Origin of the sequence: Bacillus sp. G1(2015b), assembly GCF_001482475.1 — a bacterium.
In the GTDB taxonomy this organism is placed as follows: Bacteria; Bacillota; Bacilli; order Bacillales; family Bacillaceae; genus Bacillus; species Bacillus safensis.
Genome location: NZ_LKIC01000004.1, coordinates 209,545 through 227,886 on the forward strand (window position 1 = coordinate 209,545; position 18,342 = coordinate 227,886).

The window sequence follows — 18,342 nt, forward strand, 5'->3', positions numbered from 1 at the left end:
CCCTCCTTTATTCATCTTCAGGGTATTCAATTGTTTTAGAGCTTACGACTTTATCATCAACCGTCACTTGATAGTATCCTTTTTGACCTGGTTCAATCTTAAATTTAATGGTCCGTTCGGTTGGTGCAGTGATGTTAAAGGTTTCATATGAATCAGAAATGCTATGCTCAGCATCGTCAATGGAAATCTGAACGGTCATCTCTTGCCCTTCTGTTACTGGTTCATACGGGATGGCAATCTTCTCAGTCACTGTTTTAGCCGGTTTTTTCTTCGGTCCGAGTGAGAAGGTGATCTTAACCGTATCACCTGGTTTCACAGCAGTACCAGCTCCTGGCTCCTGTTTCATCACTTCACCTTTTGGCACATCATCAGAATACGCTTCTTTTTCATCAAGCTTTAATCCGTTATCCTCTAAATAATTCGATGCAGCCTGTTTACTATATGTCGTTAAATCCCGCAAAGTAATATCGGCAGGACCTATGCTGACCGTCAACGTCACTTCTTCATCTGCTGCCACAAGCTCAGTACTCGCTGAAGGTTTCTGTTCCATGACAATCCCAGATTCGGTGTCATTATCATTTACTTCCTCCACAACAACTTGCTTAAACCCTTTTTTCGCTAATAATTCTTTTGCTTTATCGACCTTTTCACCTGTTACATCAGGTAATTCGGTCTTTTCCTTGCCCGTACTTTGGTAAAGCTGAATCTCGGTTCCTTCTTTTACCTTTGTGCCGATTTTCGGGTCTGTTTTGACGACAAGCCCTTTTTCAATTTTTTCATCAGCGATCTCAATTGGATCAGAGGCGACGGTAAAGCCGGCGTTCTTCAAGGTGTTCTCGGCTTTATCAATCGTCATGCCAGATACATCAGTGACCTCCACATCTTTTGGAAAAAGCAGTCCCGGAAACACAGTGATGGCTAAAATAGTCGCAGCAGTCAGAATAAATAGGATGGATGCCACAATCCAAGGCCATTTTTTCCGTTTCTTTTTCGTCTTTTGTTTCTCTTTTTTCTTCGGTTTTTGCACTGGATGGACAGCTGTTTTTTCATTGTCTTGATCGACTTGATGATCTTGAATGATTGGGATCGCTTTCGTTGCTTCATGATCTTCTTCGATCACAAAGCGTTTTTCTTTTAGCCTTGAAGGGTCGAAAGCAGTTTGTAAATCTTTTTGCATTTCAGATGCATCTTCATATCGATAAAAAGGATCTTTGGCCATCGCCTTTAAAATGATGTTTTCCACGCTTTGTGGAACAGAAGGATTCCACCTTCTCACAGATGGCGGCTCTGATTGCAAATGCTTCAGCGCAACACTGACAGCTGATTCCCCTTCAAATGGCATGCGGCCAGAAATGAGTTCATAGAGCACAATGCCAAGTGAATAGATGTCTGATTTTTTCGTCGCAAGACCTCCGCGTGCTTGTTCTGGAGACAAATAGTGCACGGATCCTAGGACCGAATTTGTGTGGGTGATGGTCGCTGAGCTGAGTGCTATGGCAATCCCGAAATCAGTGACTTTAATATTCCCCATGTTGTCTATTAATATATTGTGAGGCTTAATGTCCCGGTGGACGAGCTGTTTCGCATGGGCTTCTTCCATCGCCGCAACGACTTGCTCCATAATGCGAACGGCTTCTTTCGGATGAAGCGGGCCATTGGCGTGTATGTATTCTTTTAGCGTCATCCCCTCGACATATTCCATGACAATATAATAAATGTCATCTTCTTCCCCTACATCGTAGATGCTGACAATATTTGAATGATCTAAGCTTGCGGCTGATTGCGCCTCGCGCCGGAAACGTCTAATAAAATCATCATCGCTTGCAAAGTCAAAGCGCAAAATTTTAATCGCGACTTCGCGATCTAAAATCATATCCTCCGCCAAATAAACGTTTGCCATTCCGCCTCCGCCTATGACGCGAAGAATCTGATAACGGCCGCTGATCCGTTTTCCGATCAACACTTGCTGTCACCCTCCTCTGGCTGGGAGGAGATTTCTAACAATACTGCTGTAATGTTATCTTCACCGCCGTTGTCATTCGCTGTTTGGATTAATGCTGTTACTTTTTCATCTGGTGCGGTCGTTTGGTTTAAAATATGAATCAAATTCTCTTCTTCTACTTTATTTGATAATCCATCTGAGCAAAGCAGGATTTGATCTCCTGGGTCCACTTCAAAAGTATGTGCATCGATTTGAACGTGTTTATCTGTTCCCAATGCTTTTGTAAGCACATTTTTTCTTGGATGATATTCTGCATCCTCTTTAGAAATTTCACCTGTTTTCACAAGCTCATTTACAAGTGAATGGTCATCTGTTAGCTGGGTCAGTGCTCCTTCTCTTAGCAAGTAGCAGCGGCTGTCTCCAATATGGGCAATTGTGACCGTTTGCAAATGAACGAGCGCACAAACAATGGTTGTCCCCATTCCTTGGCACTCCTCATTGTTTTTCGCATGTTCATATACTTGATCATTAATGTCACTAATTTTTGAGATTAACCAGCTTTCTTGCTCTGCTGGTTTTGCTGGGATTGAAGATGTTTCTTCCCAGTATTCTTTTAAAGAAGAGACGGCCATCCTGCTGGCGACATCACCAGCAAGATGACCTCCCATTCCATCAGCTACAACAGCTAGAAGGGTGTCTTCTTTTGCTTCAAAAATACCTGCATCATCTTCATTATGCTGACGGACTTTTCCTGTATCGGTTTGAAAGGCTGCCCTTATCAACATTCGTCACCTCGTCTCTTCCTGACGCTCCTTCGCTCTTAGCTGACCGCAAGCAGCATCAATATCATGGCCTTGCTCTCGTCTAATCGTTACGTTTACGCCGCGTTCTTTCAGCGTTTTTTCAAATAGGAAGATTTGTTCTCTCGGTGTTCTTACATAATCCCTTTCCGGTACATAGTTCACCGGAATGAGGTTCACGTGGCACTTGATTCCTTTTAATAAGTCTGCAAGCTCTTCTGCATGATGAACTTGATCATTTACTCCGCCAAACAGGCCGTATTCAAAGCTGACACGTCTTCCTGTTTTTTGAATGTAGTATTCAATGGCTTCCATTAATTTCGGCAGCTTATATGCCTTATTGATCGGCATTAGACGGCTTCTGATTTCTGTGTTTGGTGCATGCAGGGAGACAGCAAAATTGATTTGCATTTGCTCATCAGCGAATTGATAGATCTTTGGAATGATTCCGCTTGTCGACACTGTAATATGACGCGCGCCAATATTTAAGCCGTTGTCATGGTTGATGATTTTAAGGAAAGCAAGCATTTCGTCAAAGTTATCAAATGGTTCTCCAATTCCCATGATAACAACCGAGCTGACTCTCTCATCTGTTTCGTCAAGTGCCTGTTGCACTTTCAATACTTGAGCAACGATTTCTCCTGCTTCAAGGTTTCGTTTTAACCCGCCAAGTGTAGATGCACAGAATGTACAGCCAATTCGGCAGCCAACCTGAGTTGTAACACAGACAGAGTTTCCGTATTCGTGGCGCATCAACACTGTTTCAATGGTATAACCATCATGTAATTCAAATAAAAACTTGATCGTTCCGTCTTGAGACGTTTGTTTGATCACGGTTTTTAATGTGGTGATCGCAAATTGATTTTTTAATTTTTCTCTTAAATCCTTTGAAAGGTTAGACATATCGTCAAAGGATGTCACACGTTTCTCATAAAGCCACTCGAAAATTTGAGCTGCGCGGAAAGGCTTTTCGCCTTGTTCTTTTAACCATTCTTTCATTTCGTGAAGCTCAAATGAGTAGATCGACGGCATTTCTGTCTTCAGTTCTTTTCTTACTTTTTGTTCTGTCATTTTTTATCCCTTCTTTCTCATGCTGCAAATAAAGAAACCATCTGTTCCGAAATAATGAGGAAGAATTTGTACACTTCCGTTTTGAACAAACGGAGCAACCTGCTCAGGCAGCCGTTCATTAAGAGATAGATCGGGTTCGAAGTCTTGGTGTTCTTGTAAAAACGCATGAATCACTTGTTGATTTTCTGTTGGATCCATTGTACATGTACTGTATACAAGGGTTCCGCCCGGTTTTAAAAGCGGGGCCGCTTCCTTTAAAATGGCCTGCTGGATAGCTGCAAGCCTTGCTGAGTCTTCTTGTGACTTTGTATATTTCATATCTGGTTTTCGTCTAATGACGCCAAAACCGGAACACGGCGCATCAATGAGAATACGGTCAAACGAAGCTTCGCTGTAATAGTCTGCCGCTTTCCTTGCATCAAGTGCTTTTGCCTCAATGTGAGTAAGGTTCAGACGTTTTGCTGCTTGTTTGATGAGTTTCACTTTATGTTCATGTAAGTCGAGTGAAACAATTTTCCCCTCATCATTCATACGTTCTGCAATATGAGTTGATTTTCCGCCAGGAGCCGCACAGGCGTCAAGCACCGTTTCTCCTGGCTGAGGGTCAAGCGCTCTTGCAACAAGCATCGAGCTTTCATCTTGAATCGTAACATAGCCTTCTTGAAAAGAAGGGGTTGAGACGATGGACCCTTTCATGAGCTTAAGTGCATCTTCAGATAAGTCGCCAAGCTCCGTTTCGATGCCTGCATCCATTAGTTTTTGCTGCAGTGCCGTCCGGTCAGTTTTCATTCGATTGACGCGAAGGGTTTGCTTTGGCGGGACTAAATGAATGCGGCACATGTTTTCTGCCGCTTCAAATCCGTACGCCTGAACCCATTCCTGCACAAGCCATAATGGGTGGCTTGTCTCAATGGACAGCCGCTTTACTGGATCTTTGATCACATCAAATGACGGAATGCCTTCTCTTTGTACGGAACGAAGAACACCGTTCACAAGTGAAGAAATGCCTTTGTGCCCGCGCTTTTTCGTTAGCTCGACAGCTTCATGAATGGCTGCACGATCTGGGATTTTTTCAAGGTACACCATTTGATAAAGTGACATCCGTAAAAGCTGCATCACCCACGGAGCCACCTTTTGCGGTTTTTTCACAAAGGGCGCAAGCATATAATCTAATGCCAGCTTATTTTGCAGTGTACCATACACAAGCTCTGTTAACAGCGGTTTGTCTTGATCAGCTAAGTCTTTATCTTTCATGACTGACTGCAAAAGCAAATTACTGTAAGCTTGGTTTTGTTCGAGTTTGATTAAAGCGTCCAGCGCTACTTCTCTCACATTACTTTTCTTCATTCATTAACCCTAATTTCTGCCCAATTTCGATATTTGCGCCTCTTAAGAAGTCTTCGCCGCTCATTTTTTTCTTACCAGCTGGCTGCACACCTGTTAACAAGAGGCCTTGCTTATTACCCGTTCCAATGACCGGACCTTCTTTTTGAAGCTCAATCACTTTCCCAGGTTCTTCTTGCGCTTGTAGCGGAACCTTTTTCGCTTCCCATACTTTTAGATGAGCGCCGTTCCATTCAGTATAGGCAACTGGCCATGGATTTAGCCCGCGAACTTGGTTGTAAAGCTCTTCACCGGTTTTTGTCCAGTCTAACCTTTCTTGCTCCCGCTTAATATTTGGTGCGTATGTGGCCGCTTCTTCATTTTGCGGAATCGGAGAAATAGATCCGCTCAGAACATTTGGCACCGTATCTTTTAGCAGTGCGGCACCAGCTGTACTTAATTTGTCATGCAATGTTCCAACATTGTCTAATTCATCGATTTCCACTTCTACTTTACTGATCATGTCACCTGCATCAAGCCTTTCCACCATGTACATGATCGTAACGCCTGTTTTCTTTTTGCCTTGAAGGATCGCATAATGAATCGGCGCGCCGCCTCTTAGTTCTGGCAGGAGCGAGGCATGAACGTTGATACAGCCAAACTTAGGTTCATCAAGTAACCGTTTAGGTAGAATTTGTCCAAATGCCGCTGTGACGATTAAATCCGGCTGTAATGCAAGCACCTTATCAATTTCTTCATCTAGGCGTACCTTTTCAGGCTGCAACACAGGAATGCCGTGTTTTAAGGCTTCCACTTTCACAGGAGGCGGTGTGAGCACTCGCTTTCTTCCTTTCGGGCGGTCTGGCTGCGTGACGACCCCTACCACTTCGTATCCTTCTGTTATCAGTGTTTGCAGCACAGGTACTGAGAAATCAGGGGTTCCCATAAATACGATACGTGCCATTTTCTTCACCCTTCCATTTCCGCAAGTTCTTTTTCTGTATAGGTTTCAATGATTTTTGACGTAAATAAAATGCCGTCTAAATGATCAATTTCGTGCAATAAAGCTCTTGCTAAAAATCCATCTGCTTCTATTGTAAATGGTTTGCCTTTCTTATCAAAGGCTTTTACCTTCACATAGTTCGGTCTCTCTACAGTACCGTATAAAGATGGAAAGCTCAGGCAGCCTTCAATATCTGTCTGGCTTCCTTCTACTTCAAGCACCTCGGGGTTCACTAAATCAATTCTGCCAGATTCCTCTCCAATATCTACAACAGCGATTCTTTTTGAAACACCAATTTGTGGTGCTGCTAGTCCAACTCCATCCAGCTCAAGCATTGTATCATACATATCATCCAGCAGTTTTTTCAGCTTTTTATCGAACGTATCGACACGCTCTGTCTTTTGTTCAAGCACTTCTGCCGGATGTATGACTATTGGTTTTACTGCCACTTATAGCCCTCCGTTTTACATCATCATATATGGATTCATATCTATTGAAATCATCAATGGTTTTTGTTCCATTTCCTTTTGATAATGGTCTTGTATTTTCCGTAGTAAACTTGCCAGTTCATTTTCCCTTTTGTATTTTATCACGCATTGATAGCGATATCTATCTTTGATCTTAGCGATTGGTGATGCAGCCGGACCAAGGATTCGCGTATTCGGTGCACAATTCATTTTTAGGAACTGGACAATTTGATCAGTCACATGTGCTGCCTTCGTCACTTCCTCATGTGACACTGTCACCATCGCCAAAAAGTAATACGGCGGATAGGACTGGTGGCGGCGATGCAGCATCTCCTGTTCATAAAAGGATTCGTAGTCATGCTGCTTCGTTAATTCAATACTATAGTGAGAAGGCGTATACGATTGAATAATGACCGAGCCCGCTTTTTCATGCCGCCCTGCCCTGCCGCTGACCTGTGTGAGAAGCTGAAATGTTTTTTCACTTGAACGGAAATCAGGGATGTGAAGGGATGTATCCGCACTGAGAACACCAACAAGTGTGACATCTGGGAAATCCAGTCCCTTTGCAATCATTTGCGTCCCGAGCAAAATGTCCGCTTCTTTATTGCCAAAAGAGGTAAGAAGCTTTTCATGAGCACCTTTTCTAGACGTTGTATCCACATCCATTCGGATGACTCTTGCCTCTGGCAGTACTTTTGTCAGCTCTTCTTCTACACGCTGCGTCCCCGTACCAAAATAGCGGATATGCTCACTGTGGCATTCTGGACATTCAGCAGGTACTGGTGCTTCGTGACCACAATAATGGCACTTCAGCCGTTTTTGATAGCGGTGATAGGTGAGAGAAATTTCGCAATGAGGACATTGCTCTACATATCCGCAATCACGGCACATGACAAAGGATGAATAGCCTCTTTTGTTCAGAAATAAAACGGCTTGTTCTTTTCTTTCAAGCACTTCCTTTAACCTGAGCATCAATTCCTCTGAAAACATGGAGCGGTTGCCATTTCTTAGTTCTTCTCTCATATCAATTAACGAAACGTGCGGCAGCTGCTGCTGGTTGACGCGGTGTTTGAGCGACAGCAATGTATAGACGCCTTTTTTCGCACGTGCATAGGTTTCAAGTGAAGGTGTTGCACTGCCTAATACGACTGGACATTGATGCCGCCCTGCTCGTTCAATGGCGACATCCTTGGCATGGTAACGAGGCATTTCTTCTTGTTTATAAGAGGATTCGTGCTCTTCATCTATAATAATCATGCCTAGATTTTCAAATGGAGCGAAAACAGCAGATCTTGCGCCAACGACAAGCTTGACTTCCTTGCGATGGATTTTCCGCCATTCATCATATTTTTCTCCTGTCGATAAGCCGCTGTGAAGAACGGCCACATTTGAGCCAAATCGTTCTTTAAATCGCTGCACCATTTGAGGGGTTAACGAGATTTCAGGAACTAAAACGATCGCTTCTTTTCCTTTTTGAAGAACATGATCGATTGTCTGCAAGTAAATCTCTGTTTTGCCGCTTCCTGTCACTCCGTGCAAAAGAAAGGTTTCGTGCTGATCCTCACTCACTGCTTGATGAATATGCTTGGCCGCCTCTCTTTGCTCTGGCGTGAGATCTAGTGGAGCAGATGGTGTAAACTCCCGGTCACGATAAGGATCTCGATAGACCTCTTCATAGCTTTCTGTTAACAGCCCTTCTTGAATAAAGGTTTTAAGCGTTTGAGAACTTGCGCCTGTTTGCTGCTGCAAGTCTTTCGCTAAAAAGGTTGTCTCTCCCGCTTCAAGCAGATAGGAGATCAGTGCTTTTTGTTTCACCGCATTTTTCTTTAGCTGCTGCTGTTTTTCTGCAAGTTTTTCTTTCGATACAGCCACCTGGAGCATGCGGACCTTTTTCTTTCCAGATTTTTGTGAGACATGGTATCTCACCTCGAGATGACCTTTTTGGACATGCTTTTGAATTAGTTTTAATTGTTCAGCAGGGATGTCAGCATAAAGAATGCTTTCTCGCTGACCGAAAAGCTCTTTCAATGACTGCGGAAGTTCTTCCTCTGAAAGCACCTGAATTTCTTTTTCATACTTTGCCTTCATGGCTGCGGGCAGCATCGATTGAAGTGCCGTGATATGATAGGACAATGTTTTTTCCGTCAGCCAGTGGGAAAGCTCCAATAGCTCATCTGTCAGAACAGGTGATAAATCAAATAAATCGACAATCTCTTTGATGTTTCCTGTCTTGATGTCTGTTTCATCTTTGACTTTTGTCACAAACCCTTGAATCTTCCTCGGGCCAAAGGGAACGACCACCCTCATTCCCGCTTTGACGAGATCTTTGAATCGATCTGGTACACGGTAATCAAATGGCCGGTCAATGGCTTTCGTTGTGACATCTACGATGACTTCAGCAATCATGCTCGATCACGCTCTTCTGGAAGCAGCTGTATTGCCTCCTTTAAAATTTCAAAAGCGAGGTCTTTTTTACTCATCATCGGCAGCTCTGTTTTTGTTCCATCTGCCTTAATGATCGCTGCCACATTTGTATCTGTGCCAAAGCCTGCACCCTCTTTTGTCACATTGTTGGCGACAATCATATCTAAATGCTTGGATTCAATTTTCTTTTTCGCATAATATTCTACATCCTGCGTTTCAGCTGCAAAACCGACCAGCACTTGATGCTCTTTTCTTTTCCCGAGCTCTTTTAAAATATCTTTTGTCCGAGTGAATTCAATGTCCAGAGCGCCGTCCTGTTTTTTCATTTTATGAGCATATGTCGTGACAGGGGTGTAATCGGCGACAGCTGCTGATTTAATGACAAGATCAGCTTCCCCGTATACATTTAGTGCAGCTTGATACATCTCCTCAGCTGATTCAACATGCACTACATGTACATGGTCAGGTTCAGTTAAAGAAACAGGTCCAGAAATCAGCGTAACATCTGCCCCCATTTGCTGAGCAGCCTCTGCAATCGCATAGCCCATTTTTCCACTAGAACGATTTGTAAAGAATCGGACAGGGTCGATGACTTCACGTGTAGGACCTGCTGTCACCACGACTTTTTTTCCTGAGAGCGGTAAGCTTTTTGGCTCATCAAAAAAAGCACGGATGTGTTCCACAATTTTTTCAGGCTCTTCTAATCGCCCTTTTCCAATGTATCCGCAGGCTAAATAACCTTCACTTGGCTCAATAAAGCGGTAGCCGTCTTCATATAATGTGCGAATGTTCCGTTTCACAGCCGGGTGATCGTACATATGCACATTCATCGCTGGAGCGATCCATACAGGCGCTGTTGAAGCAAGCAAAGTCGTCGTCAGCATATCATCTGCAAGTCCAGCGGCCATTTTACCGATTGTATGTGCTGTTGCAGGGGCAACAAGAATGAGATCGGCCCAGTCAGCTACGTCAATATGCGCAATGACTCTTGGATTGTTTTCTTTGAATGTATCCACATATACCTCATGCCTAGACAGAGCTTGGAAGGTTAGCGGAGACACAAACTCACGAGCAGATTCCGTCATAATCACTCTGACATTTGCGCCTGCTTGTACAAGTTTACTAGTAAGTGCTGCTGCTTTATATACGGCGATTCCTCCGCTGACACCGAGCAAAATATTTTTTGACTGTATCATTTGTTTGTCCCCCTTAACGGCCTTTTTCACAAATTCGTCTACAATTCAAAAAAGTCAAAACCAATCATAGTTTTGACTTTTTTGAACGTATCGTATCTGCATAGCAGAAGCGATGTGTTATTCTTGATCCTCTTTTTCAAATGTCAAAAGACCAGCGTCGATTTCTTCTAGTGCTTTGCCTACAAATTTGTAAGACTTTGTGTTTTCAATCTGCTGATCTTGGTGGATCTGCATTTCACGTGCACGGCGTGCAGACACTGTTACAAGTGTATATTTTGAATCAAGTTTGTTCATCAATGAGTCAATTGAAGGATCTAACATGGTTTATTCTACCCCCAGCATTTTTTTATATCTCGGTGCGACTCTGTCTCTGCGCAGGTGTTCTGCAAGGACGATCGCTTTGATTCTTTCACAAGCAAGCTCGACATCATCGTTTTCAACGACATAGTCGTAAGCATCCATCATTTCAATTTCTTCTTTCGCAGCGGCCATTCGGTTTCGAATGAGCTCTTCAGATTCTGTACCGCGTGTAATGATGCGGTTTTGAAGTTCTGAAAGACTAGGCGGTGCAAGGAAAATAAATAGACCTTCCGGGAATGCTTCTCTTACTTGAAGTGCACCTTGCACTTCAATTTCAAGGAAAACATCTTTTCCTTCGCTTAATGTCTGTTCAACATAGTCAACAGGCGTGCCGTAGTAATTCCCGACGTACTCTGCCCATTCTAACAGCTTTTTGTTTTCAATCATATGTTCAAATTCTTCCCTGGTTTTAAAGAAATAATCGACACCATTTCTTTCACCTTCACGCGGTTTGCGTGTCGTCACAGAAATAGAGTATTCAAATTTCGTATCTTCCTGGGAGAAAATGGCTTGTCTGACCGTTCCTTTTCCAACTCCCGAAGGTCCAGAGAGAACGATTAATAGTCCTCTTTCTTTCATAATGGCGTATTACCCCTGCCCTTCATCTATGATTTCTTCTTTTACAGAAAGTCTTTGCGCGACAGTCTCAGGCTGAACGGCAGATAAGATGACATGGTCACTGTCCATAATGACAACAGCACGGGTTCTTCTTCCGTATGTAGCATCTATGAGCATGCCTCGATCTCTTGCGTCTTGTATCATTCGTTTAATCGGTGCTGATTCCGGACTGACGATCGAAATCATCCGATTCGCTGAAATGATGTTTCCAAATCCGATATTGATCAACTTTATGGTCATCTTCTTTCGTCCCCCTGTAATATAAACGTCTCTAGTCTCGCCGAAAGAGACGCACTGTAAACAGCATACACAATGACTATTCTATATTTTGCACTTGTTCTTTTATTTTTTCAATAGCACTTTTCATTTCAACCACCAGCTTTGTTAAATGGTGATGGTTCGCTTTTGATCCAATGGTGTTCACTTCACGGTTGAGCTCCTGTACAAGGAAGTCAAGTTTTCGGCCGGCAGCACCGCCTTGCAGCAAGATTTGCTGAAATTGCTGAAAGTGACTTTTTAATCTCGTAATCTCTTCTGTAATGTCACAGCGGTCAGCAAAGATGGCAGCCTCTGTTGTCAGTCTGCTCTCGTCAAGCGCCTCTCCGATCCATTCTTGCAATCGCTGATTCAATCGTTCTTTGTACTGACTCACAACCTCTGGTGCAAAGACTTTGATTTCTTCTGTATAGGCCTCTAGTTCAGAAAGCCTTAGTTCACAGTCTTTTTGAAGTGATGCTCCCTCTTGCTCTCTCATGAAGCAAAGCTCCTTGACAGCATCCTCGCAAGCTTCCATCAGCAGCTGCTCTAGCTGTTCATTTCGGCTGGCTGACTCTTCCACCTGAACGGCAAGCTCAAGCCCCAATAAGTCATGTGCATGCTGAATGCCTGAAATGTGATAGCGTTCCTCGAGGTCTTTTGCGGCTTTCATGTATTCATCAAGCAGCGGCCAGTCGATCTGTAAGGACCGGCTTGCTAGTTTACCGCCTTCAATCGTGACAAACAGCTCAATTCTACCGCGCTGCACGTGACGAAGAATGATCTTTTTTAATGTATCTTCGAAATATAAAAGCGGCCTCGGCAAACGGGCATGAACCTCTTTAAAACGGTGATTGACCGATTTTAGCTCAACTGACACTGTCAGTTCTCCATCCGTTTTACTCGCTTGGCCGAATCCCGTCATACTGCGTATCATGTTAAAACACCCAATTCTTTCATATTAATAAAATGAAAAAGGTAATAGCAGACACTATTACCTCAAAATTATACCATAATGAATTATTTTTTTCTTGTCAAAAGTGATCCTGCCAGTAAAAAAGTTGGCAGTGCAGACATCCCGATGATCAGCAGCCAATCAATTGGTGCAATCGCGACCGTTTTGAAAATTGGCTGAAGCGGCGGGTAATAAATGACCACAAGCATGAGTAAAAGTGATGACAAAACCGCACCGATCAAATAAAGGTTCCCAAATGGATTACGTTCAAAAATGGACCGTTCACTGCGGCAGTCAAATACATGAATGAGCTGCGCCAAAACAAGCGTACTAAATGCGACAGTCTGTGCATATTGCAGGTTGTTTGGATCGCGGTGATACACAAATATAAATGCCAAAAGGGTCGCAAGCCCGATGAGGAATCCTCTTGAGATGACCTTCCAGCCAAGCCCCCTTGCAAAAATGCCCTCTTTCACATTCCGCGGCTTTCTCTTCATGACATCGCCTTCTGGCTTATCCATGCCAAGTGCCATAGCCGGTAGACCATCTGTGACAAGGTTTACCCATAAGATTTGTATAGGAACGAGCGGAAGCGGAAGCGCGAGGAGCATCGCAAACAGCATGACCAAAATTTCTCCGACATTTGATGCCAGCAAATAGCGGACAAACTTACGAATGTTTTCATAAATATTTCGGCCTTCTTTAATGGCGGATTTAATGGTCGCAAAGTTGTCGTCAAGTAAAATAAGAGAAGACGCTTCCTTGGCTACGTCTGTACCAGTGATGCCCATGGAGATGCCGATATCTGCTTGTTTAATGGCAGGCGCATCATTGACCCCGTCACCTGTCATCGCCACAACATGACCATTTTTTTGATAGGCTTTGACAATTCTCAGCTTATGCTCAGGGGAAACCCGGGCAAAGACGTATACATTTTCAGCTGTTTGCTCAAGCTCTTTGTCGCTCATCTGATCAAGCGCTTTTCCGTCGAGCACCTGTCCTTGCTTCGGTAAAAGGCTTAAGTCTTTTGCGATCGCTTTGGCCGTTTCCACGTGGTCCCCTGTAATCATGACCGTTTTAATGCCAGCATCCCGGCACTCTTTAATCGCTCGTCTGACTTCAGGACGCGGCGGATCGATCATGCCCTCTAATCCGATAAATGTTAAATCAGCTTCAGCCTGCTGGACAGAGGTGATTTTCTCTGTCAAACCGACTTTTTTATACGCAATGGCAATGGTTCTAAGCGCCTGTCTTGCTAAACCTTGAATCGCAGCTTCTGTTTCTTGCCTATGAGTGGTTGAAAAAGAAGCTGTGCGTCCGCCGTGCATGATATGACTTGAACGGTTCATTAGTACATCCGGCGCACCTTTTGCAATGACATACCGCTCTTTTTGATTTGTTTCAACGACGACTGACATCATCTTTCTTTCTGAGTCAAAAGGAAACTCCTCAATAACATGAAATCCAGCTTCGATGAATTGCTCTGTAAAACCCGCTTTACGTGCTGCGGTAAGGAGCGCTCCCTCTGTCGGATCCCCATCAAGCCTCATCTCCCCGTCTTTTTCAACGATGGTTGATGTATTACAAAGCGCCCCGTATAATAACACCTTTTGCAGGCTTGGATGCTTGTCGGCATGGACGATTTCCCCGTTTAAGGTAAAGTCACCGGATGGCTCGTAGCCTGTGCCAGAAATATTCCACGTTTTTCCCTCTGCCCACACATGGGTCACTGTCATTTTATTTTGCGTCATGGTTCCTGTTTTATCAGAGCAAATGATTGACGCGCAGCCGAGTGTTTCCACTGCCGGGAGCTTTCTGACAATCGATTTTTGTTTGATCATCCGCTGCACCCCTAGGGAAAGGGCGACAGTGACGATCGCCGGCAGTCCTTCTGGAATCGCCGCCACAGCAAGAGATACTCCCGCTAGGAACATATGATACAATTCATGTCCTTGCACTACACCAAGAACAACAACGAGCACCGTTAAAAATAAAGCAGCCACAATCAGAATTTTTCCAAGCTGCTCGAGACGCCTTTGCAGCGGCGTTTCCATATTACCTGCTGCATCCAGCATGCCGGCAATTTGTCCCATCGCTGTATTCATTCCTGTACCAATGACAACCCCTACGCCGCTGCCTCTAGTAACAAGCGTCCCCATAAAGGCCATATTCGTCAAATCCCCAAGCGAAACATGGCCGCTTGAAAGTGGACTTGCGTGTTTGACCGCTGGGATAGACTCACCAGTGAGGGCGGACTCCTCAATTTCTAAGCTCTTTGTATCTAGTAATCTAATATCTGCCCCAATCCGGTCTCCGCTTGAAAATTTCACAATATCCCCTGGCACGAGATGTTTAGACGGGATCTTGACCCATTCATTATTTCTCCTTGCATACACGTGCGGAGTTGATAATTCCTTTAACGCTTGTAAGGATTTTTCCGCCCGGCGTTCTTGATAAAAGCCGAGTACACCATTAATCAAAACAATGGCTACAATCGCAACAGCATCAATGTATTCTCCTAAAAAGGCAGAAATGATTGTTGCTGCAAGCAAGATTAACACCATGAAATCTTTAAACTGTGCTAAAAAAATGATCAGAGCCGACGCCTTTTTTCCTTCCTGCAATTCATTTGGCCCGTGTTTTTCAAGCCGCTTTTGTACATCTTTTTCTGACAGTCCGTCACCTATCGATGTATTCATTGTTTTTAATAAATCGGTTTGGTTCAGTTCATGCCAATTCATTTGACCTCGTCCACTCCTCTTTTGTTCTCTCTCTCATATGCAGTGTTCTATAAGCCAGTTTATTCAGACTCGTCCTAAATCATGCTATAATAATAAGACTGCCTAAAGAACGAGAAAACGGAAGGTTCTTTCAGTAGATTTGTGTGAAAGAAGAGGGTGTATCCAACATGTCATTTGACGGCATTTTTACATATGGTATGACAAATGAATTGCAAAAGGCATTAACGGGTGGAAGGATTTCAAAAATTCATCAGCCATATAAACACGAGCTGATTTTTCATATTCGAGCAAATGGGAAAAATCATAAGCTCCTTTTATCGGCTCATCCGAGCTATGCGAGAGTGCAGCTCACCGAGCATCAATACGACAATCCAAGTGAGCCGCCAATGTTTTGTATGCTTCTCAGAAAGCATCTTGAGGGCGGCTTCATTGAACGTTTTGAACAGATTGGATTTGACCGGGTGATCGTGCTTCATGTGCGAAGCCGAAATGAAATCGGCGATGAGCAGACGCGTAAGCTTTACATTGAAATCATGGGACGTCATAGCAACTTCATTCTTGTAGAGGATGGAACGCAGCAGATCATTGATGGTCTGAAACACCTTTCTCCATCTGTGAACAGCTATCGAACGGTGCTCCCTGGTTATGAATACCTACTGCCGCCTGCGCAGCAAAAATTGAATCCTTTTGACGTGACAAAGGATGATATTTTGAAGCATTTACGCTTTCAAGAAGGAAAGATCGCCAATCAAATTGTCGATACCTTCTCTGGGGTTTCCCCGCTGTTTGCAAAGGAAGCAGTACACCGGGCCGGTCTTGCCAATCAAGAAACGATTCCCAATACACTGCTCGACATGTTCCAGCTCATTCGCATGCATTCTTTTACGCCGCAGCTTACAAGAAAAGACGGGAAAGAGTATTTCTATTTATTAGAGCTTCAGCATGTCCAAGGCGAGATGAAGACATTCGACTCACTCAGCCAGCTGCTTGACCGCTTTTATTTTGGAAAAGCTGAGAGAGACAGAGTCAAACAGCAGGCGGCTGACCTTGAACGGTTTGTCGTCAATGAAAAAAAGAAAAATGAAAACAAGCTGAAAAAGTTAAAAAGAACCCTTGAAGAATCTCAGGATGCACACAAATATCAGCTCTATGGCGAATTGTTAACAGCCAATTTATATGCGATCAAAAAAGGGGATAAAGAAGCGACTGTCATCAATTATTACGATGAAGACGGCGGAGAAATTACAATCCCGCTTAAAACAAACAAAACCCCTTCTGAAAATGCACAAGCATACTTTACAAAATATCAAAAGGCAAAAAATGCAGTAGAAGCTGTAAATGAACAAATTAAGCGGACACATGAAGAAATTGCTTATTTTGAAGAGCTGATTCAGCAGCTGTCCTCTGCTTCGCCGAAGGATTTAGAGGAAATGAGAGAAGAGCTTGTTGAAGGAAAATATTTGCGCGCCAAACAAAAGCGTCACGCCAAAAAGAAAAAACCGGCGGCCATTCAGCTCGAAACGTATGAATCGTCCCAAGGTATTCCGATTTTAGTTGGAAAAAATAACAAGCAAAACGAGCATTTGACTACAAAGGCAGCTGCTCGTGATGATATTTGGCTGCATACAAAGGATATTCCTGGATCACACGTCGTCATTCGTCACCAAGCACCTGATGAACAAACGCTGCTTGAAGCGGCTCAAATTGCCGCCTACTTTTCGAAAGCAAAAGAGTCCAGCTCCGTTCCTGTCGACTATACAAAAATCCGGCATGTGAAAAAACCGAACGGAGCAAAGCCTGGCTTTGTTACGTATGATCAGCAGCAAACATTATTTGTCACACCTGACGAGGATCTTGTGCTCAAGCTGAGAAAATAAATAAGTAAAGCCGATAAAATCCTGACATGAGGATTTATCGGCTTTTTCTTTGTCGTTTTTTTCTTTCGATATAAAGGGCATCAAGTGCGTCAATATCCTCTTGTTCAAGCAAGGATTCAATTGCCGCCGCCAGCTGTTTTGTCCGGGCGGGGCTTGCACCGCTTGTAGAGACTGAAATCGTCATTTTTCCTGCTTTGACAACCTTCGGCACCATCACATTGCCTAGCTCTGATTGGCTCACACAATTCACAAGCTGGTGAGGCTGTGCTGTTTGTGCAATCCATTCGTTTACCGAAGGGTCATTTGTCGCAGCTACAATGAAAAATGCATCCTTCAAATCTCCAGCGTCTACCTTCTTTTCCTTCCAATTCAATTGGTATGTATCAATGAAGTGTGCCATCTCTTCAGAAAGATTAGGACTCACAACTGTTATATGGCAAGACTCCGTGCACAGCGCCTTTGCTCTTCTTAACGCCACCGATCCGCCGCCGGCAATGACCACTTGTTTATTGGTTAAATCAAGATGGACTGGAAGCATGGCTTTCTCCTCGGAAACGAAACGCATCTTCTTTATTTAACATGGTTTCTTGCACACGTTCAATATAAGCCGCTTTGACATGCGGATGAAAGCCAATATACCGGCATACCCGGACATCTTTCAGCCGATTTCTCGCCTGAGCGGCTTCACTTTCAATTTCTTTCATTAAAATTCCGGTAAACAGCAAGTAAGGAACGATATAGACAGGCCTATCGTCATCTGCTGATAACTGCGCGAGAACATCTCGATAATTTGGCTCACATGCTGTAATAAAACACGGAAAAACCTCTGCATGCGGAAGCAGACTTCTGACATCGTCTGCAATGCCAAACACATCTCGCTTCACATCCGGATCAGAGCTCCCGCGACCAATTAAAAGAATCCGCGCCCGCTCGCCTTGATATCCTGCTTCTTCAATTCTTGCGGCAACTGCTTTTGTTACTTCTTGATTCACCCCGATTGGCTTTCCATATGTGACCTTCACTTGCGGAAATCGCGCGCGCACTTTCTCAATTTCGACCGGTATATCCGATTTAGCATGCATGGCAGTTAAAAGGAGGAGCGGGACGATGGCAATGTGTGTCGCTCCTTTTTTCACACAGGCCTCAAATCCTTCTTCTATAGAAGGGTCCGTCAGCTCTAAAAAACAAATTTCTTGTATATCTGCTTTCACTAACGGCATACAGCTTTTCATAAAAGAAATGGCCTTATCTTGCGCCTCTTTTACTCGGCTTCCATGCCCAACATAAAGGACAGCTTGTTTCATGCGGCT

Annotated in this window: 16 protein-coding genes; 1 reads left to right on the plus strand and 15 read right to left on the minus strand. The window is 43.8% G+C overall.

The annotated features are described in order from the left end of the window. Nucleotides 1-7 precede the first annotated feature (7 nt). The 13 genes from pknB to AMR95_RS04710 form a co-directional block, all read right to left on the minus strand. Entirely contained in the window at nt 8-1,963 is a 1,956-nt protein-coding gene (gene pknB / locus AMR95_RS04650) for a Stk1 family PASTA domain-containing Ser/Thr kinase (protein ID WP_058837720.1), read from the minus strand. After that, nucleotides 1,957-2,727 (minus strand): Stp1/IreP family PP2C-type Ser/Thr phosphatase, encoded by a 771-nt coding sequence (locus AMR95_RS04655; protein ID WP_029706534.1) that lies wholly within the window; start codon nt 2,725-2,727, stop codon nt 1,957-1,959. Before AMR95_RS04655 ends, pknB begins: the two co-directional genes overlap by 7 nt. A gap of 3 nt (nt 2,728-2,730) precedes the next feature. Beyond that, nucleotides 2,731-3,813, minus strand: a complete 1,083-nt coding sequence (rlmN, locus tag AMR95_RS04660; RefSeq protein ID WP_024424208.1) for a 23S rRNA (adenine(2503)-C(2))-methyltransferase RlmN — start codon at nt 3,811-3,813, stop codon at nt 2,731-2,733. Nucleotides 3,814-3,816: 3 nt separating this feature from the next. Then, entirely contained in the window at nt 3,817-5,160 is a 1,344-nt protein-coding gene (gene rsmB, locus AMR95_RS04665) for a 16S rRNA (cytosine(967)-C(5))-methyltransferase RsmB (RefSeq protein ID WP_058837721.1), read from the minus strand. Continuing rightward, on the minus strand, nt 5,147-6,100 hold the full coding sequence (fmt, locus tag AMR95_RS04670) for a methionyl-tRNA formyltransferase (protein WP_039178449.1): 954 nt from the start codon (nt 6,098-6,100) through the stop codon (nt 5,147-5,149). Before fmt ends, rsmB begins: the two co-directional genes overlap by 14 nt. Nucleotides 6,101-6,105: 5 nt before the next feature. After that, nucleotides 6,106-6,588, minus strand: coding sequence for a peptide deformylase (def, locus tag AMR95_RS04675; protein ID WP_039178446.1), 483 nt, complete (start codon nt 6,586-6,588; stop codon nt 6,106-6,108). A 15-nt stretch (nt 6,589-6,603) separates the two neighbouring features. After that, complete coding sequence (gene priA, locus AMR95_RS04680) at nt 6,604-9,012, minus strand: primosomal protein N' (protein WP_058837722.1); 2,409 nt, start codon at nt 9,010-9,012, stop codon at nt 6,604-6,606. After that, the gene (gene coaBC / locus AMR95_RS04685; protein WP_058837723.1) at nt 9,009-10,226 is read right to left on the minus strand and encodes a bifunctional phosphopantothenoylcysteine decarboxylase/phosphopantothenate--cysteine ligase CoaBC; all 1,218 of its coding nucleotides are present in this window, start codon (nt 10,224-10,226) and stop codon (nt 9,009-9,011) included. Before coaBC ends, priA begins: the two co-directional genes overlap by 4 nt. 117 nt (nt 10,227-10,343) lie before the next feature. After that, nucleotides 10,344-10,547, minus strand: a complete 204-nt coding sequence (gene rpoZ / locus AMR95_RS04690) for a DNA-directed RNA polymerase subunit omega (RefSeq protein ID WP_003211647.1) — start codon at nt 10,545-10,547, stop codon at nt 10,344-10,346. A gap of 3 nt (nt 10,548-10,550) precedes the next feature. Continuing rightward, entirely contained in the window at nt 10,551-11,165 is a 615-nt protein-coding gene (gmk, locus tag AMR95_RS04695; RefSeq protein WP_024424214.1) for a guanylate kinase, read from the minus strand. A 9-nt stretch (nt 11,166-11,174) separates the two neighbouring features. Next, a complete protein-coding gene (gene remA, locus AMR95_RS04700) occupies nt 11,175-11,444 on the minus strand; it encodes an extracellular matrix/biofilm regulator RemA (RefSeq protein ID WP_008344898.1) in 270 nt (89 codons plus the stop codon). 76 nt (nt 11,445-11,520) lie between these two features. Beyond that, nucleotides 11,521-12,396 carry a YicC/YloC family endoribonuclease gene (locus AMR95_RS04705; RefSeq protein WP_058837724.1) on the minus strand — a complete coding sequence of 292 codons (876 nt, stop codon included), beginning with the start codon at nt 12,394-12,396 and terminating at the stop codon, nt 11,521-11,523. A gap of 83 nt (nt 12,397-12,479) precedes the next feature. Continuing rightward, complete coding sequence (locus AMR95_RS04710) at nt 12,480-15,155, minus strand: calcium-translocating P-type ATPase, SERCA-type (protein WP_058837725.1); 2,676 nt, start codon at nt 15,153-15,155, stop codon at nt 12,480-12,482. A 167-nt stretch (nt 15,156-15,322) separates the two neighbouring features. On the opposite strand from AMR95_RS04710, the gene AMR95_RS04715 reads away from it, so the two are divergent. Next, the gene (locus AMR95_RS04715; RefSeq protein ID WP_058837726.1) at nt 15,323-17,032 is read left to right on the plus strand and encodes an Rqc2 family fibronectin-binding protein; all 1,710 of its coding nucleotides are present in this window, start codon (nt 15,323-15,325) and stop codon (nt 17,030-17,032) included. A gap of 34 nt (nt 17,033-17,066) precedes the next feature. On the opposite strand, the gene AMR95_RS04720 is transcribed toward AMR95_RS04715, so the two are convergent. Together AMR95_RS04720 and AMR95_RS04725 are read right to left on the minus strand one after the other, a co-directional pair. After that, on the minus strand, nt 17,067-17,570 hold the full coding sequence (locus AMR95_RS04720) for a precorrin-2 dehydrogenase/sirohydrochlorin ferrochelatase family protein (protein WP_058837727.1): 504 nt from the start codon (nt 17,568-17,570) through the stop codon (nt 17,067-17,069). Next, nucleotides 17,551-18,336: a sirohydrochlorin chelatase gene (locus tag AMR95_RS04725; RefSeq protein ID WP_058837728.1), complete on the minus strand. Its 786-nt coding sequence runs from the start codon at nt 18,334-18,336 to the stop codon at nt 17,551-17,553. The genes AMR95_RS04720 and AMR95_RS04725 overlap by 20 nt, the downstream gene beginning before the upstream one ends. Nucleotides 18,337-18,342: the final 6 nt, after the last annotated feature.

Bases quoted from the DNA above. Each gene is read 5' to 3' on its own strand.
- AMR95_RS04655 (WP_029706534.1), bottom strand. From the start codon at position 2,727: ATGTTGATAAGGGCAGCCTTTCAAACCGATACAGGAAAAGTCCGTCAG.
- rlmN (WP_024424208.1), bottom strand. From the start codon at position 3,813: ATGACAGAACAAAAAGTAAGAAAAGAACTGAAGACAGAAATGCCGTCG.
- rsmB (WP_058837721.1), bottom strand. From the start codon at position 5,160: ATGAAGAAAAGTAATGTGAGAGAAGTAGCGCTGGACGCTTTAATCAAA.
- fmt (WP_039178449.1), bottom strand. From the start codon at position 6,100: ATGGCACGTATCGTATTTATGGGAACCCCTGATTTCTCAGTACCTGTG.
- priA (WP_058837722.1), bottom strand. From the start codon at position 9,012: ATGATTGCTGAAGTCATCGTAGATGTCACAACGAAAGCCATTGACCGG.
- coaBC (WP_058837723.1), bottom strand. From the start codon at position 10,226: ATGATACAGTCAAAAAATATTTTGCTCGGTGTCAGCGGAGGAATCGCC.
- rpoZ (WP_003211647.1), bottom strand. From the start codon at position 10,547: ATGTTAGATCCTTCAATTGACTCATTGATGAACAAACTTGATTCAAAA.
- gmk (WP_024424214.1), bottom strand. From the start codon at position 11,165: ATGAAAGAAAGAGGACTATTAATCGTTCTCTCTGGACCTTCGGGAGTT.
- remA (WP_008344898.1), bottom strand. From the start codon at position 11,444: ATGACCATAAAGTTGATCAATATCGGATTTGGAAACATCATTTCAGCG.
- AMR95_RS04705 (WP_058837724.1), bottom strand. From the start codon at position 12,396: ATGATACGCAGTATGACGGGATTCGGCCAAGCGAGTAAAACGGATGGA.
- AMR95_RS04710 (WP_058837725.1), bottom strand. From the start codon at position 15,155: ATGAATTGGCATGAACTGAACCAAACCGATTTATTAAAAACAATGAAT.
- AMR95_RS04715 (WP_058837726.1), top strand. From the start codon at position 15,323: ATGTCATTTGACGGCATTTTTACATATGGTATGACAAATGAATTGCAA.
- AMR95_RS04720 (WP_058837727.1), bottom strand. From the start codon at position 17,570: ATGCTTCCAGTCCATCTTGATTTAACCAATAAACAAGTGGTCATTGCC.
- AMR95_RS04725 (WP_058837728.1), bottom strand. From the start codon at position 18,336: ATGAAACAAGCTGTCCTTTATGTTGGGCATGGAAGCCGAGTAAAAGAG.